Origin of the sequence: Butyricicoccus sp. OF10-2, from assembly GCF_003481925.1 — a bacterium.
GTDB classification, from domain to species: domain Bacteria; phylum Bacillota; class Clostridia; order Oscillospirales; family Butyricicoccaceae; genus Agathobaculum; species Agathobaculum butyriciproducens.
On record NZ_QUMC01000008.1, the window covers coordinates 1 to 15,904 of the forward strand.

The 15,904-nt window shown below is 51.5% G+C and carries 14 protein-coding genes, 1 tRNA gene and 1 other annotated feature; of the genes, 10 read left to right on the forward strand and 5 right to left on the reverse strand.

The window, feature by feature from the left end:
* The first annotated feature begins 271 nt into the window (after window positions 1–271).
* From DXB00_RS05815 to DXB00_RS05840, 6 genes are all read left to right on the forward strand, one after another.
* Window positions 272–347: transfer RNA gene (locus tag DXB00_RS05815), tRNA-Ala, on the forward strand.
* Between the two features lie 289 nt (window positions 348–636).
* Window positions 637–732 (forward strand): hypothetical protein, encoded by a 96-nt coding sequence (locus tag DXB00_RS18130; RefSeq protein WP_442861361.1) that lies wholly within the window; start codon window positions 637–639, stop codon window positions 730–732.
* On the forward strand, window positions 714–893 hold the full coding sequence (locus DXB00_RS16290) for a hypothetical protein (protein ID WP_118729882.1): 180 nt from the start codon (window positions 714–716) through the stop codon (window positions 891–893). Before DXB00_RS18130 ends, DXB00_RS16290 begins: the two co-directional genes overlap by 19 nt.
* A 55-nt stretch (window positions 894–948) precedes the next feature.
* On the forward strand, window positions 949–1,557 hold the full coding sequence (locus DXB00_RS05830; protein ID WP_243022709.1) for a KilA-N domain-containing protein: 609 nt from the start codon (window positions 949–951) through the stop codon (window positions 1,555–1,557).
* A gap of 98 nt (window positions 1,558–1,655) precedes the next feature.
* Window positions 1,656–2,777, forward strand: a complete 1,122-nt coding sequence (locus DXB00_RS05835; protein WP_118729881.1) for a hypothetical protein — start codon at window positions 1,656–1,658, stop codon at window positions 2,775–2,777.
* 120 nt (window positions 2,778–2,897) lie between these two features.
* Window positions 2,898–3,782 carry a HEPN domain-containing protein gene (locus DXB00_RS05840; RefSeq protein WP_118729880.1) on the forward strand — a complete coding sequence of 295 codons (885 nt, stop codon included), beginning with the start codon at window positions 2,898–2,900 and terminating at the stop codon, window positions 3,780–3,782.
* Between the two features lie 266 nt (window positions 3,783–4,048).
* Here the strand turns inward: DXB00_RS05840 and DXB00_RS05845 are convergent, their stop codons facing one another.
* From DXB00_RS05845 to metG, 4 genes are all read right to left on the reverse strand, one after another.
* Window positions 4,049–4,822, reverse strand: coding sequence for a TatD family hydrolase (locus DXB00_RS05845; protein WP_118729879.1), 774 nt, complete (start codon window positions 4,820–4,822; stop codon window positions 4,049–4,051).
* 12 nt (window positions 4,823–4,834) lie between these two features.
* Window positions 4,835–5,599 carry an HAD hydrolase family protein gene (locus tag DXB00_RS05850; RefSeq protein ID WP_118729878.1) on the reverse strand — a complete coding sequence of 255 codons (765 nt, stop codon included), beginning with the start codon at window positions 5,597–5,599 and terminating at the stop codon, window positions 4,835–4,837.
* A 333-nt stretch (window positions 5,600–5,932) separates the two neighbouring features.
* The gene (locus DXB00_RS05855) at window positions 5,933–6,346 is read right to left on the reverse strand and encodes an EamA family transporter (protein ID WP_117488099.1); all 414 of its coding nucleotides are present in this window, start codon (window positions 6,344–6,346) and stop codon (window positions 5,933–5,935) included.
* A 201-nt stretch (window positions 6,347–6,547) separates the two neighbouring features.
* Window positions 6,548–8,482 carry a methionine--tRNA ligase gene (gene metG, locus DXB00_RS05860; RefSeq protein WP_116704918.1) on the reverse strand — a complete coding sequence of 645 codons (1,935 nt, stop codon included), beginning with the start codon at window positions 8,480–8,482 and terminating at the stop codon, window positions 6,548–6,550.
* Window positions 8,483–9,002: 520 nt separating this feature from the next.
* Window positions 9,003–9,246 (forward strand) — a binding site (T-box leader).
* Between the two features lie 76 nt (window positions 9,247–9,322).
* On the opposite strand from metG, the gene DXB00_RS05865 reads away from it, so the two are divergent.
* The 4 genes from DXB00_RS05865 to leuB are packed head-to-tail and all read left to right on the forward strand — an operon-like array spanning window position 9,323 to window position 13,708.
* Entirely contained in the window at window positions 9,323–10,834 is a 1,512-nt protein-coding gene (locus DXB00_RS05865) for a 2-isopropylmalate synthase (protein WP_118729877.1), read from the forward strand.
* A 21-nt stretch (window positions 10,835–10,855) separates the two neighbouring features.
* On the forward strand, window positions 10,856–12,118 hold the full coding sequence (gene leuC / locus DXB00_RS05870) for a 3-isopropylmalate dehydratase large subunit (RefSeq protein WP_199677298.1): 1,263 nt from the start codon (window positions 10,856–10,858) through the stop codon (window positions 12,116–12,118).
* Window positions 12,119–12,135: 17 nt separating this feature from the next.
* Window positions 12,136–12,627, forward strand: coding sequence for a 3-isopropylmalate dehydratase small subunit (locus DXB00_RS05875; protein WP_117488093.1), 492 nt, complete (start codon window positions 12,136–12,138; stop codon window positions 12,625–12,627).
* 4 nt (window positions 12,628–12,631) lie between these two features.
* Complete coding sequence (gene leuB / locus DXB00_RS05880; RefSeq protein ID WP_118285757.1) at window positions 12,632–13,708, forward strand: 3-isopropylmalate dehydrogenase; 1,077 nt, start codon at window positions 12,632–12,634, stop codon at window positions 13,706–13,708.
* A gap of 164 nt (window positions 13,709–13,872) precedes the next feature.
* Here the strand turns inward: leuB and DXB00_RS05885 are convergent, their stop codons facing one another.
* A complete protein-coding gene (locus DXB00_RS05885; protein ID WP_119214617.1) occupies window positions 13,873–15,609 on the reverse strand; it encodes a carbon starvation CstA family protein in 1,737 nt (578 codons plus the stop codon).
* Between the last annotated feature and the right edge of the window lie 295 nt (window positions 15,610–15,904).

Below are 15,904 nucleotides of genomic sequence, written 5' to 3' on the forward strand. Positions count from 1 at the left end.
TGGGTTTGCTCATATAATTACAGGGCGCGGACTTTCTTTTCGTATGTGAACAATATACCTATTTCCTCCTTGCGGCCTCTGCTTTGTCCAACTTTTCGTCCGCACCCCCGAGTCCTAACAGCAGCGAATAAAACTTGGCAGTTTCACCTAAATTTTCGGCAGCACTACCAAGTTTTGCTTTGTGATTTCAGTGATACTGCCAGATGCTCTGTGCTTGACATTAACCAATCCGTTGCGTTATAATTTTTATGCAAAGTTTATTAGCCGAATCGGGGGCGTAGCTCAGCTGGGAGAGCGTTTGACTGGCAGTCAAGAGGTCATGGGTTCGATCCCCACCGTCTCCACCATATTAGACAAAACCCGTGTATAACTTAAGTTATACACGGGTTTTGTCATTTTTGACACCAAAGAAGACCAATTAACCTTGCTGACTGTGCAGAATGACAGTACGAAAGAAAACAATATCTTCTATATTCCTATGTTTTGCCTCTCGGGTGAGGCGGCAGCATAGTAATTCTTATTTTTTAGGAGGGGCAAAACATGAGAATACCATATGGTTTTACTTTGACCAGTAGCGGGACACTTGAAATCAATAGGAGTGAAGCAAATGTTGTGCGTCTGATTTTTGATTTCTATATGGCAGGAGCAAGTTTGGGAAAGGTCGTGGATATGCTTCATGCAAAACAAATATCTTCTCCGATCGGAAAAGCAAAATGGACTCAGCTGCGGTAGATCATCTTCTTTCTAATGGTAAATACATAGCTGTTATTGGCATGGAGAAGTTCATGGATGCACAGTTTGAGAAGTCTGCCCGCTGCAATGTTGATTACGATAAGGAAGGAACACCAAGGAAAGGCACACGCTATGTTTCCCCTGCCGTGATTCAGATTTGATTTATCTTTCATATTTCTACAAGTTATGCTACAATAGCCTCAAGAGGTGAGGCGTGTGGCAAGGAAAATCAGCATGATAGATTTAGCTGGCATTGGAAATTTGTTGGAATACCTTGTGGGAGCGGATAATATCACCTGCGAGGAACGAGATCGAATTATACTGCGAATCACAAAGGAAAATGATATTGCTGAATATACGCTCTCCGCTCTCGCTGGCTATGGCAAGAGTAAGAGTGAGGTATTGGAAAGTGTTGCACGGAGAAAGAACTCGGTATCACAGGACAAGAAGCAAGATGAGAGTTATATTTCTCTTACCGAGATTGCTCGAGCACATAGTGAGGATGCTCCAGGATATGTGATTCAGAGTTGGTTGCGAAGTGGAAACACCTTAGCCTTCCTCAACCTGTGGGAACAGGAAAATAATCCTGATTACAGCGAAGCCGGTTATGAGGAGCTTTTAGAAAAGAAGAAAGCCGCTTCTTTTACATTGATACCAAAGCTGTGGATCGACCGAACAAAGGCAATCGGCATTGTTTCTAAGCAAGGTAAAGCCAGAGGAACATTTGCTCATCCGATGATTGCTTGCGAGTTTGCTTCATGGATTGCACCAGAGTTTAAGATGCTATTGATTAAGTTATCTTTGGGGAGGACGCACCTAAAGTAACAATTTGAATCATGTATAGAAATTGACGGATGATGCGCATAAGCCATTCAATTCATCAATAAAATATTCCTTAAAATTATAGAGAGGAAACTTGAATTATGAGTAACTCTATTCTTTATTATCCGACAATTGAGTTTCGCCACGAAGATTATCAATGGCTCTGGAATGCAGCTCTTTTTGCGGATAAAATATATAGAATTGTGCCCCCTGGATATGAATTGAATGAACCGCAAAATATTAGAGAGTTGTGTTCTACCGGCGAAATTGGAATCCCACTATCTCCTGTTCCGTATTCAAAAGAAGCGAGTGAAGAATTTTCGAAGTTTATGGATGAGAATCATAGAAAAGCAGCTGCGCTTTCGCTGATTGAGGATGATGAAACAGAATATATCCGAATTCATTCTTCAAAAATGGATGTCAAACTCTTGCAGGATATTTTCTTCAAGCTAAAACATATTGACGAGGATGAAAACTGGCTGTATGCAAGCCCCCACACTGTGAACTTCTATATGACCTTTTTAGCAAATCACATTGCAAAAAAGAATTCACTATCTTTGTGGACCAGAAATCAAGAGTTGTGGACAACATCAACCTACTTTTTATACGGAGGAGCTCTTCAGGATGATTATCGACCGGGGAAAGAATACATTGAACCGAGCACCGAAGCATTAGTATCGATTATGATTCCAGATATTTTTCCACAAGATCTTTTGCATGTTCCTCCCACAGATATTCTTCGTTTTCGTGAAAAGCGAAAAGATGAGCGCAATCAATTTTTGAATGCCATTAAAACTCTTCGCAATGAGCTGGCTCAAGCAGATGCTCCTGAAGTGATAGAGGCAATTATTAATGATGAAAAGAAAAAAATTGATTCTGCAGCGAATGAATATAGAAAAAGTATGGATATTTTAAGGGTTGCTAAGTTTGGTGGTATATTGACAACTGTAATTACTGTAGCTGCGGATGTATTGGGGTATTGTAGTAATTTCCATGATTTATATAAAGGCGCAATTGAGTCTTCCGGCTTGTGGGCCGGAATCTTGACTGGGATTTTTGAGAAAAGAGTAGGGAACATTAATAATCCATATACTTACTTAGCACAAATCAAGTCTATTTTTTCGTATTATCCAGGAGCCTCCAAACTCTTTGGAGGGCAACCGCAAATTGCAAAGTATAACTATACTTTATACCGCGGATTTGAGGAATTTATAAACGATTAGTTAATATGTCTGGAGTAACATAGAAATTCACATAAAGCTTGCTGTATGATATTTAAAACAGAACTTTTTTCTTCTTTTTAGCCAAGAGAAAACTCCGCACTATCTAAAGGTAGTGACCAGATGGAATTCATTGTTCGAGAATGTCCCAACAATGGTATACTTGGTGGACCGTTCGAGAAAACGATTACAGCCTATATAGGCCAACAACATAGTTTAGCAGAGATTTCCATAGAGCAATTTGGTGAACGTATCATTACGGTTCATACTGTAGAGGATGCCTCCATATACGACCTTCATCATTTATACTTTGATTTGAAGCGTCTAATAATGCTAATGGATGGGCAGTTTTATCCAATCACATCGGTTACTCGGGATGGAGTCGAAATCACCACAAGCATTCAGAAAAAGTTGCTTCCTAATTATTTTTCTGCTGATTTTATGATTGGAGAAAATAACCGTTTGATTAATTTTGATGAGGTGCTTTCCGAAACACTTTTTTCAAATTGGTGTCTGATTCAAGAGGAATTAGATATTGTTCACAATACGGCTTTATATTGCCTTTCCAGAGTTGAAATGCCTGTGGACATGAAATGTGCTTTCCTAATTGAAGCCTTTATTGGTGTGGGCGAGATTATTCAGAGCAAAAAGAGCGAATTTGTTTTGCCAAAAAGGAAGAGTCGTGAGGAGTCCCAATTAGGTTTGGATCTTAAATATATAATAAGCCATTATGGGCAAGAAATTTTTCGGGGTGAGTACCAAAAAGACTTGGAAGGTTTTGTGCAAATATTAGTAAATAGTAGGAATCGAATTGCTCACATTAAAAGTAAGCAGAATAGAAAATTCTTGAATGGTGATGAGAGTGTGCTTTACCTACACAAGCTTTCACTCATGTATAGAATTATTTTATTAGATTTGCTCGATATTCCACTAAACCGATACAAGGAGAGATTGTCTAATCGTATTGAAACTATAAATTGCTGGTGGGCAGATAGATGCGACCAATGATTTTCTCTGCAAATTGAGGTTTGGACCGATATCTATAGTGTTTCGCTATTACACGTCGGAGCAAGCTTTATATCGCTTGCTCCGACTTTTTTATCAAAAAAGTCAGAGCGCACTCATTCCGCTGCTCCTCCTTTTCAAGCCGCAAACGCTCCGCTGGTTTGCGGCTTGATGAGATGGGGCTTTGGATTGGTGCATCTTTTTCGTCAACATAGTTCATACAAAACAGGGACAAGAGATAAAACCTCTTGTCCCTGTTTTGCTTTATCTTACCCGGAAATACCAAACAGCTGTCTGCCGTTTTCGGTTGTAATCCGTTCAACCTCTGCGGCACTCATGCCCTTGATTTCCGCGATAGTCTCAGCCATGCGATGCACATACAGCGAGGAATTACGGCGGCCGCGAAACGGCTCGGGTGCCATGTAGGGCGAATCGGTCTCGATCATCAATCGCTCAATCGGCACTTCACGAATGACTTCCTTCGCTTTTTTAGCATTTTTGAACGTGATAACACCGGTGAATGACAGATAATACCCGAGTTTCAGCAGTTCGCGTGCCATTTCGACGTGACCGGCATAGCAATGGTACACGCCGATCACATCCGGATACCGACGAGTGATCTCCATGCTGTCGGCGTGCGCATCGCGGTCATGCACGATGACAGGGAGGTGCAGTGCACGCGCCAGCTCCATTTGGCGGGCAAATACAACCTGCTGCCGCGCACGCGCACGCTCGTCTTTTTCCCAGTAATAGTCAAGACCAATTTCACCGATGGCGCGGATCTTGCTTTCATTCTGTGCCAGTGCGCGGATGGTCTCCAGGTCAGCCTCCCAGCCGTCCTCGATGTTTTCCGGGTGAATACCGACCGCCGCATATACAAATGGATATTTATTCGCGTAGCTGACCGCTTTGCGCGAGCTTTCCACATCACAGCCGGGATTGAGAATCAGGCCGACATTGTTCTCGGGCATGGAAGCCAGCAGCGTATCGCGGTCCTCGTCGAACCGTTCATCGTCATAGTGTGCATGTGTATCAAAAAGCATAGTAAACCTTCCTCAAATCCAGCCGAAATGCCTGCAGGCGTTCCAAAGTCCGTCCTTATCTACGTCTGTCGTGATGTAATCCGCCTTCTCCTTGAGCGCGGCGCGGGCATTGCCCATCGCAATCGATAACCATCCCTGACCGAACATGCAGATGTCGTTCATGCCGTCGCCAAACACCACAATATCATCATCTGGAATGGATAAAAGCTGCTGAAAATAGCGAATACCTCGCTGCTTTTCCTTCGGCTCAACGAAAATCACATGGGGATTGTACCGCACAAGCGGCAGACCGCCTGCGTCAATATGATTCTCCTCATCAGGCGTGCAGACGTAGTAAACCTTGTACAGATGCTCCAGCCTGTGATAATCAAAATGCGGGTCCCACAGAACAGGGAAGTAGTTCTCCGGTGCATACGGAAGATAATTTTTATCCGTTGTTACGCATAGTTTCTCATTCTCCGGCGACACCGCCCACGGAATACCGGCCTGCTCGAGCCGCTCGATCAGCGCAATGCAGTCGGCCGCCGGCAGCGACTCCATCTCGACAATTTCGCCGTTGTGCGTTACGCTCCAGCCGCCGTCCGCTACAATGTCCGTGAAGCCGTAGCGCGCGGCAACGGCTGCTGCAGATGCCTGCAGCCGTCCGGTCGCAATGGCGGTAAAGTGGCCGTTCGCACGAAGCTGCGCCAGTGCCTTTACTGCGCTTTCCGGCATCATGGTGGTGAGACCGGTGGAAAGCGTGCCGTCAATATCAAAAAAGAAGTATTTTTTGTGCATGTAAAACCCTCAATAACAGAGTGAAGAGTGGAGGGTGCAGAGAACATAAATCTCCACTCTTCACTCTCCACTCTGTTCTTAAGGCAACACCGCACAATTAAAGCGGCGGCTCCTTGTGCAGGCTCCGATCGCACTGCCGCGGTGCTTTGCGGAAATTTTGTGTCCTGACTTTGGCTTCGGTTCCTTGCGCGAGTTCCGTCCGCGCTGCCGAAGTTTCACGGTAATACATCAAGTATTACCGCAAAACTGTGCCTCGTCAGTACGCAAAATTTACTCGCAAATCACTCTTGTTCAATTATGCGGTATTGCCTTAACTCTTTTGCTTAAAATATATCACAGAATCATAAACAGCGTGCCTGCCGCAATCAGAATGCCGCCGATCACACCCTTGACCGTCACGGTCTCGTGCAGGACAACAAACGCCAGAATCATCGTGATAACAACGCTCAGCTTGTCGATCGGAGCCACACGGCTGGCCTCGCCCATCTGCAGGGCCTTGTAGTAAAACAGCCACGAACCACCGGTCGCCAGTCCGGACAGGGTAAGAAATACCCAGCTTTTGGCGCCGATTGCGCTTACGCCGCCCTGTTTTCCCAGCAGGAAGACCATGCCCCATGCCATCACGAGCACCACAGCGGTTCGGATAGCAGTAGCAAGCGTGCTGTCCACGTTTTCCACGCCGATTTTGGCTAAAATCGTTGTCAGTGCGGCAAATACCGCAGAGAGCAACGCATAAATGATCCACATTGCATTTCGCCCTCTTGTCATAATTTTCGCTTCCTAAATTGTTGATTGTAGTGTGTGCGAAATTATACATGGGATAACACATCTGTTAACCCATTCGTAGGGCGGGCTGCCCTCAGCCCGCCGTTGCAACCGAGTGTTCCCGTTTATGTGCGGCGGGGTGAGGGCACCCCCCTGCGGAATCCGTTGTAAAGTGTGTTTATTTTAGCACAGCTTGGCGCCAGCCGGAATGCTGTCGTCCAGCATGAGCAGGTTGAGCTTTTCGTCCTTTTCGGCGGAGAGCAGCATGCCGTTGGACTCCTGACCCATCATCTTGCGCGGCGGCAGGTTGGTAACGGCAACGACCGTCTTGCCGACCAGCTCCTCCGGCTTGTAATACTTGGCAATACCGGACAGAATCTGACGCGGCGTGCCCGAGCCGTCATCCAGCTGGAACTTGAGCAGCTTATTGCTCTTCTTGACGTTCTCGCATGCGAGCACCTTGCAGACCGTCATATCGACCTTGCAGAAATCGTCAAACGGGATATCCGGCAGGAACTCAACTGCAGGCTTCTGCTCTGCCTCGGCAGCCTTCTTTTCCTCCTCGATCTCAGCGAGCTTCTTCGGAATGTCGATGCGCTCGAACAGGATGGAGGCTTCGCCGACCGGCTGACCCGGCTGCATGCCGTCAAACGAAGTCAGGCTCTCAACGCCCTTGTTTTCAACACCCAGCTGTGCGAAAATCTTGTCGGCGGTGTCCGGCAGATACGGCTTCAGCTCAACAGCGGCAAAGCGGATCGCTTCGAGCAGGTTGTACAGCACCGTGCCCAGACGCGCCTGCTTGCTCTCGTCCTTGGCGAGCGCCCACGGCATGGTCTCGTCGATATACTTGTTGGAGCGACGCAGCAGTGCAAATACCTCGTCGATGGCATCTGCAACGTGCAGGGTGTCCATCTTCTTCTCAACAGCCGCCGGCAGACCGAGTGCGACTGCCTTCAGCTCGTCATCAAGTGCTTCCGGTGCGGTCGGCGCCGGAACAATGCCGCCGAAATACTTCTTGGTCATGGCAATCGTGCGGTTGACCAGATTGCCGAGCACATTTGCCAGATCAGAGTTAATGCGCTCGCAGATCAGCTCGTAGGAGAGCACACCGTCATTTGCGAACGGCATCTCGTGCAGAACGTAGTAGCGGATGGCATCCACACCGAACAGGCGAACCAGATCGTCCGCATAGATAACGTTGCCGAGCGACTTGGACATCTTGCCGTCGCCGACCAGCAGCCACGGATGACCGAATACCTGCTTCGGCAGCGGCTCGCCGAGCGCCATCAGGAAGATCGGCCAGTAGATGGTGTGGAAGCGGATGATATCCTTGCCGATCAGGTGCACATCAGCCGGCCAGAACTTCTTGTAGTGCTCATCGTGGTTGCCGTCCGGATCGTAGCCGCAGAAGGTGATATAGTTGGTAAGTGCATCCAGCCAAACATAAACAACATGGCCCGGGTCAAAGTCTACCGGAATGCCCCAGCTGAACGAGGTGCGGGAAACGCACAGGTCCTGCAGACCCGGCTTGAGGAAGTTGTTTACCATCTCGTTCTTACGGCTCTCCGGCTGGATGAACTCGGGGTGCTCCTCGATGTGCTTCATCAGGCGGTCGGCGTACTTGCTCATGCGGAAGAAGTATGCTTCCTCCTCGGCGTCTACGCACGGGCGGCCGCAGTCCGGGCAGCAGCCGTCCTTCAGCTGGCTCTCGGTCCAGAAGGACTCACACGGCTTGCAGTATTTGCCCTTGTACGCGCCCTTGTAAATATCGCCCTGATCATACAGCTTTTTGAAGATCTTCTGCACCTTTTTCTCGTGCATCGGGTCGGTGGTGCGGATGAACTTGTCATAGGTGGTGTTCATCAGATCCCAGATGGTCTTAACCTCACCGGCAATCTTGTCAACGTGCTGCTGCGGCGTGATGCCGGCTGCCTCGGCCTTCTCCTGAATCTTCTGACCATGCTCGTCCGTGCCGGTCTGGAAATAAACGTCGTAACCGGTCATGCGCTTGTAGCGTGCGATAGCGTCGGCCAGCACGATCTCGTAGGTGTTGCCGATGTGCGGCTTCGCCGAGGTATAGGCAATCGCCGTTGAGATATAATAGGGTTTCTTGTCCATTCGTGTATTCTCTCCTTACATATATAAATATGTTTTATGCGTGACAGCAGGAAACAGGGAACAAAAAATCCTCCGTTCCTGCAATGGCCTGTATTTTGCCACTGCAAGGACGGAGGACAAACCTTCCGTGTTACCACCTTGCTTTACGCCTTCCTCGCGGAAAGGCGCCTCAGCGGGTAGGATGCTACCCATCGTCCTCGATAACGGCAGGACTTTGCCGCCGCAGCCTTGCATACTATTACAAAGTAAGCTCAGTGCGAAGCTCCAAGACCATGTTCGGCAGTGCCCTCCGCGTTCCGCTTTCACCGCCCGGAACTCGCTTTGACGTACTTCACTGCGTACTCTTCTCTTCACAGCTTTTAACAGATGTGCTCAGGAAAACAGCGTTTTCCTGTATACAGTGTTATTTTACTATATTGGAGAAGGTTTGTCAAATCTGTTTGCGGTGCAGTATGCCCGGCGCTGCCTTAAAAAAAGTCTTGACAACAGCGGCTCAGAGGTCTAATATAAAAACATATTGATAAAGGTGATGAACGGGTAAAGTAATTGTCACCCCTGTCCGCAGAGAGCTGCCGGTTGGTGTAAGGCAGCGTCAGGAAGCAGTGAAACTCGCCCGGGAGCTGTCCGCTGAAAGTCCTTCGGACCGGTAGGAGGGAACGGATACCCACCGTTACAGGGGAGCGCATTGTCAGATGTGCATAGAGGGGTCGCACCATACTGCGGCAACAAGAGTGGTACCGCGGAGCTTTCGCTTCGTCTCTTAATGATTGGATTAAGGGACGGAGCTTTTTTTGTCCCTGTAAACCCGGTAAAATTCTGAATAGGAGAGGACAAGATACCATGGGAAGAACAGTTAAGATTTTTGATACGACGCTGCGTGACGGTGAGCAGTCTCCCGGCTGCAGCATGAACCTGAATGAGAAGATCGAGGTTGCAAAGCAGCTCGAAGCCCTCAAGGTTGATATCATTGAAGCAGGCTTTGCGGCTGCTTCTCCCGGCGATGCTGCTGCCATCGCAGCAATCGCTGATACCGTGCGCGGCGCTACCATCTGCTCGCTGGCACGCTGCCGTGAGCAGGACATCGAGGCGGCATGGAACTCCATCCGCCGTGCAGAGTCTGCCCGCATTCACACCTTCCTGGCAACCAGCCCGGTACACATGGAGTACAAGCTGAAGATGACGCCGGATGAGGTGCTGGAATCCGTAGCGCACAACGTTGCGTTCGCCAAGAAGTTCTGTTCGGACATCGAGTTCTCCGCCGAGGACGCAACCCGCTCCGACCTCGACTTCCTGTGCCGCGTCGTTGAAACCGCCATCAAGGCCGGTGCTACTACCATCAACATTCCGGATACCGTCGGCTACATGATCCCGCAGGAGTACGCATCCCGCATCAAGTACCTGCGTGAGCACACCGAGGGTATCGAGAACGTAATCCTGTCCTGCCACATGCACAACGACCTCGGCATGGCAGTTGCAAACTCTCTGGCAGGCGTTGAAGCCGGTATTGACCAGATCGAGTGCACCATCAATGGCATCGGCGAGCGTGCCGGCAACGCCTCCATGGAGGAGTGCGTTATGGCGCTCAAGACCCGTGCCGATCACTTCGGTATCGGCTGCAACATCGAGACCACCCAGATCTACCGCGCAAGCCGCATGATCCAGACCATTACCGGCGTTGCTGTTGCACCGACCAAGCCGATCATCGGTGCAAATGCGTTCGCACACGAGGCGGGCATCCACCAGCACGGCGTAATGGCCAACAAGGAAACCTACGAGATCATGACTCCGGAATCCGTCGGTATCCCGAAGAACGCGATTGTGCTTGGCAAGCACTCCGGCCGTCACGCCTTCGAGGAGCGTCTGCATGAGCTGGGTTACACGCTCGACCATGAGAAGCTCGAAAAGGCATTCGAGAAGTTCAAGGTTCTGGCCGACAAAAAGAAGGTCATCAAGGACCGCGACCTCGAGGGTCTGATCGGTGCTGTTCCGGTTTCCGGTGAGGAGCGCTACACGCTCGACCGCTTTGTCATCAACTCTGGCAACACCATTACCTCTACCGCTGTTATCCGTGTCAAGAAGGGCGACGAGATGTTCGAGCGCGCTGCCGCTTCCGACGGCCCGATCAACGCATCGTTCCATGCGATCGACAAGATCATCGGCAAGAGCATCGAACTGGAAGATTACTCGCTGCGCGCACTGACCGACGGCGAGGATGCACAGAGCGAGGCTATCGTCAAGATCCGCGTAGACGGCAGCAACGAGGTTGTTACCGGCCGCGGCGTATCGGTTGACGTTATGGAAGCGTCCATCAAGGCGTACATCAACGGCATTAACAAGTATTTTAACGACTAATTCAGCAGGAGGAACGCTGTTATGGGTATGACAATGACGCAGAAGATCCTCGCAAAGCATGCGGGTCTGGAAAGCGTAACGGCAGGTCAGCTGATCGAGGCAAACGTAGATCTCACGCTGGCAAACGATATCACCGGTCCGGTTGCCATCCGAGAGATGGAGAAGGCGGGCTTCGATAAGGTGTTCGACAACACCAAGATCGCGCTCGTAATGGACCACTTTGCACCGAACAAGGATATTAAGTCCGCAGAGCAGTGCCTCGAATGCCGCGAGTTCTCCAAGAAGTACAACATCGTCAACTTCTTCGACGTTGGCGCAATGGGTATCGAGCACGCGCTGCTGCCGGAAAAAGGTCTGACCGCTCCCGGTGAGCTTATCATCGGCGCGGACAGCCACACCTGCACCTACGGTGCACTGGGCGCATTCTCGACCGGCGTCGGTTCTACCGATCTCGCCGCAGGCATGGCGACCGGCAAGGCGTGGTTCAAGGTGCCGAGCGCAATCAAGTTTGTGCTCACCGGCAAGCTGAACCCGTGGGTATCCGGCAAGGACGTCATCCTGCACATCATCGGCAAGATCGGCGTGGACGGCGCTCTGTACAAGTCGATGGAGTTCGTTGGCGAGGGCGCACACGCGCTGTCCATGGACGACCGCTTCACCATCTGCAACATGGCGATCGAGGCCGGTGCGAAGAACGGCATCTTCCCGGTAGACGACAAGACGATGGACTACATCAAGAGCCGCGTAAACCGCGAGGTTACCGCATTCGAGGCCGACGCTGACGCCGAGTACGAGCAGACCATCGAAATCGACCTGTCTGCACTTCGTCCGACCATTGCGTGCCCGCATCTGCCGGAGAACACCAAGACCATTGACGACCTCGGTCATATTGAGGTTCAGCAGTCGGTCATCGGTTCATGCACCAACGGCCGCATCGACGATATGCGCGTTGCAGCCGAAATTCTCAAGGGCCGCAAGGTAAATCCGAATGTGCGCACCATCATCATCCCCGCAACACAGGAAGTTTACCTGCAGTGCATCGAGGAGGGTCTGACCAAGATCTTCATTCAGGCTGGCGCTATCGTTTCCACACCGACCTGCGGCCCGTGCCTCGGCGGTCATATGGGTATCCTGGCGCACGGTGAGAAGGCGGTTTCCACCACCAACCGCAACTTTGTAGGCCGTATGGGTCATATCACCTCGGAAATTTATCTGGCAAGCCCGGCCGTCGCTGCCGCAAGTGCGGTAGCAGGCTATATCTGTGCACCGGACGACCTGAAGTAAGGGAGGAAACACATACCATGAACGCAAAAGGCAAGGTTTTCAAGTACGGCGATAATGTCGATACCGATGTTATCATCCCCGCACGTTATCTGAATATCGCAGACCCGAAGGAGCTGTCCACCCACGCAATGGAGGACATCGACGCGGATTTCGTCAAGAATATGCACCCGGGCGATATCGTTGTTGCGACCCGCAACTTCGGCTGCGGTTCTTCCCGTGAGCACGCGCCACTTGTTCTCCGCGAGAACGGCGTTTCCTGCGTGATCGCGTCCTCGTTCGCGCGTATCTTCTACCGCAACGCCATCAACATCGGCCTGCCCATCCTCGAGTGCGAGGCAGCGGCGAACGGCATCGACGCGGGCGACGAGGTAGAGGTAAACTTCGACACCGGCGTGATCACCGACGTTACCAAGGGCGAGAGCTGGCAGGCAGCTGCATTCCCACCGTTTATCCAGAACATCATCAAGGCAGGCGGCCTGCTCAAGTCGCTCAAGGAGAGAGAGGCATAATCCCATGGAATACAATATTGCTGTTGTCAAGGGCGATGGCATCGGTCCGGAAATCGTATCCGAGGCTATGCTCGTGCTCGATAAGGTCGGCGAGAAGTTCGGCCACAAGTTTGGTTTTCAGGAGGTCCTCGCGGGTGGCTGCTCGATCGACAAGAACGGCATCCCGCTGACCGATGAGACCATCGAGATCTGCAAGAACGCGGATTCCGTTCTGCTCGGTGCAGTCGGCGGCCCGAAGTGGGACGATGTGCCGAGTGCCAAGCGTCCGGAGAAGGCGCTGCTCGGTCTGCGCGCCGCACTGGGCCTGTTCGTCAACCTGCGCCCGGCGCAGATGCACAAGGCACTTGCGGATGCGTGCCCGATCAAGCCTGAGATTATTGGTGACGGCTTCGACATTCTCGTTTGCCGTGAGCTGACCGGCGACGTTTACTTCGGCAAGCACTATCGCCGCGAGAGCGACAAGGGCTGGGGCGAGACCGGCGCGGACGACATGAACTACTCGGTTTATGAAGTAGAGCGCATCGGCCGCCGTGCTTTTGAGATGGCGATGAAGCGCAATAAGAAGGTCTGCTCGGTAGACAAGGCAAACGTGCTCGAAACCAGCCGCGTATGGCGCGAAACCATGCACCGCATCAAGGACGAGTACCCGGAGGTCGAGTACACGGATATGTACGTTGACAACTGCGCGATGCAGCTTGTCCGCAATCCGGGTCAGTTCGATGTTATCGTAACCGGCAACCTGTTCGGCGATATTCTGTCCGATGAGGCTTCCATGATCACCGGCTCCATCGGTATGCTGCCGTCCGCCTCCATGAACGAGAGCGGCAAGGGTATGTACGAGCCTATCCACGGCTCCGCGCCGGACATCGCGGGCAAGGGCATTGCGAACCCGATCGCGACCATCCTGTCGTGCGCGATGATGCTGCGCTACTCGTTCGGCCTCAAGGACGAGGCAGACGCCATCGAAACCGCTGTTGAGAATGTCCTCAACGCAGGTCACCGCACCGCGGACATCGCCGCAAAGGGTGAGAAGGTACTGTCCACCTCCGAGATGGGTGCACTGATCCGCGAGCAGCTTTAATTGTGCGGTGTTGCCTTAAGAATAATCAGGAATGAGTAATCCGTAATTACTCCGTGAATTTTTCCTATCAAGAAACCCGGTTGCGATTAGGCTGCAACCGGGTTTTTCGATAGTCTCGCGGCTTCGGTTTTTCGAAGCCGTTTTTGTTATATGGAGAATCGGCTTTACGCGTTCTCACTGTTTCTCTCGCTCTTGGCATAGCTCTTGAACGAGTGGATAACGATCGTCAGACCGAGTACGATCAGCAGTACCGCAAGGATAAGCTGCAGACCGTTTGCGATGAATACCGCGCCCCAGGTGGTCTCACCGGCCGGAATAGCCGTTGAGGCGGCAGCAGAGATCGCCTTTACCATAGCGAGGAAACGCTGCACCAGCGCGGTGAAGGTAACACACAGCATGATGACCAGCGGCGGGAAGATCATCTTGTTGCTGCGGCCGGTAACCTTGAGGAATACGCAGAGCGTGATGAGCACCAGAGCGCTCAGCAGCTGGTTGGCCGAACCGAACAGCTGCCAGATATTGGCATAGCCAATCTTGGTGAGCAGGAAACCAAATGCCAGCGTGATAACCGTGGAGAAATATACGTTGCAGAACAGCTTGCGCCAGCCCTCGGCATGCTCCATGTCATCGACGGAGAACAGCTCCTGAAAGCTCATGCGGCCGATACGCGCAACTGCGTCCAGACTGGTCAGCGCCAGTGCGGAAACACACATGGTCATAAATGCAGTAGCAACATAAACCGGAACGCCGAACATCTCGAAGAAGCCTGCGACACCGCTGCTGAATACCTGAAACGGCGTGCCAGCTGCCGGCGTACCGTCAGCTGCTGCAGCAGCACCGGCAACGCACAGTGCCAGAACAGCCAGTAGGCTTTCCAGCACCATCGCGCCGTAGCCAACCTTGGGCATGTCCTTTTCGTTCGCAATGGTCTTGGAGGACGTACCCGAGGAAACCAGACTGTGGAAACCGGAAACCGCACCGCATGCAACGGTTACAAACAGGATCGGGAACATCGTGCCGAGCTTCTCATTGGTAAAACCGGTGAATACCGGCAGGTTCATAGTCGGATGTGCAACAACCAGACCGACGACTGCGCCTGCGATCATGCAGATGAACATGAAGGTGGTCATGTAGTCGCGCGGCTGCTTGAGCAGCCACATCGGAAGGACAGCGGCGAAGAAAATATAGATGAAGGTGATATAGCTCCATGCTGTCTTGCCGAAGATAAGCGGGCAGTTCATGCCGATTGCAAAGGAGGCAACGATGCACACAATGCCGACAACGGCTTCCTTCCAGCCGGTCAGGTTAAACTTTTTCTGGATAAGGCCGAGCACAACCGCGAATACCATAAACATGATGGAGATCATGCCTGCCGCACCGTTGGTGGTTGCGGCAGCAGCCAGCTCGGTAACGCCTGCGTCAGTGACAGTGTAGGCGTTGAATGTGCCCGCAACCATATCTGCGAATGCCGCAACAACGATGCAGCAGAAGATCCACGAGAAAATCAGGAACAGCTTGCGGCCGGTTTTGCCGATGTACTTCTCAATCAGCATACCCATCGACTTGCCCTTGTTCTTAACCGAAGCGTACAGCGCGCCGAAGTCGGCTACCGCGCCGAAGAATACGCCGCCGATCAGCACCCACAGCAGTACCGGCAGCCAGCCGAACGCCGCAGCTTGAATTGCACCGGTTACAGGGCCTGCGCCCGCGATGGAGGAGAACTGATGACTGAATACCGTCCAGCCGTTGGTCGGCACAAAGTCCTTGCCGTCATTAAATTCAACGGCAGGCGTCTTGGCTTTCGGGTCGATACCCCATTTGTTCGCCAGCCAGCGTCCGTAGAAAACGTACGCGCCGAACAGAACAACAGCCGCGATCAGCACAATTACAAGTGTGTTCATGTTTTTTCGTCTCTTTCTGGAAATGATTTGCGATTCCGCAGCCAAAGGTACGCAAAAAAGCCTTCGTCCATGCAGGAGGATCACGAAGATGATCCTGCAAAGACGAAGGCATATACTACATTGCTGTATTTACTTCCGCGTTACCACTTTGCTTGCCGACAGTACGCTGCCGACCTCTCATTGCCGCCCGGTACCGCATTCTTCCGGAGGGCTTTTCCTATTAACGGTGGATATCCGGCCTCGACTACTCGGCATTGCCTTTGATCGAAGCTGCTCGCAGGGGATAGCGAACCCG

Coding starts and splice junctions, on each gene's coding strand:
- DXB00_RS05885 (WP_119214617.1), bottom strand. CDS start 15,609: ATGAACACACTTGTAATTGTGCTGATCGCGGCTGTTGTTCTGTTCGGC.
- DXB00_RS05835 (WP_118729881.1), top strand. CDS start 1,656: ATGAGTAACTCTATTCTTTATTATCCGACAATTGAGTTTCGCCACGAA.
- DXB00_RS16290 (WP_118729882.1), top strand. CDS start 714: ATGGACTCAGCTGCGGTAGATCATCTTCTTTCTAATGGTAAATACATA.
- DXB00_RS18130 (WP_442861361.1), top strand. CDS start 637: ATGGCAGGAGCAAGTTTGGGAAAGGTCGTGGATATGCTTCATGCAAAA.
- leuC (WP_199677298.1), top strand. CDS start 10,856: ATGGGTATGACAATGACGCAGAAGATCCTCGCAAAGCATGCGGGTCTG.
- DXB00_RS05850 (WP_118729878.1), bottom strand. CDS start 5,599: ATGCACAAAAAATACTTCTTTTTTGATATTGACGGCACGCTTTCCACC.
- DXB00_RS05855 (WP_117488099.1), bottom strand. CDS start 6,346: ATGTGGATCATTTATGCGTTGCTCTCTGCGGTATTTGCCGCACTGACA.
- DXB00_RS05865 (WP_118729877.1), top strand. CDS start 9,323: ATGGGAAGAACAGTTAAGATTTTTGATACGACGCTGCGTGACGGTGAG.
- DXB00_RS05875 (WP_117488093.1), top strand. CDS start 12,136: ATGAACGCAAAAGGCAAGGTTTTCAAGTACGGCGATAATGTCGATACC.
- DXB00_RS05845 (WP_118729879.1), bottom strand. CDS start 4,822: ATGCTTTTTGATACACATGCACACTATGACGATGAACGGTTCGACGAG.
- leuB (WP_118285757.1), top strand. CDS start 12,632: ATGGAATACAATATTGCTGTTGTCAAGGGCGATGGCATCGGTCCGGAA.
- DXB00_RS05840 (WP_118729880.1), top strand. CDS start 2,898: ATGGAATTCATTGTTCGAGAATGTCCCAACAATGGTATACTTGGTGGA.
- metG (WP_116704918.1), bottom strand. CDS start 8,482: ATGGACAAGAAACCCTATTATATCTCAACGGCGATTGCCTATACCTCG.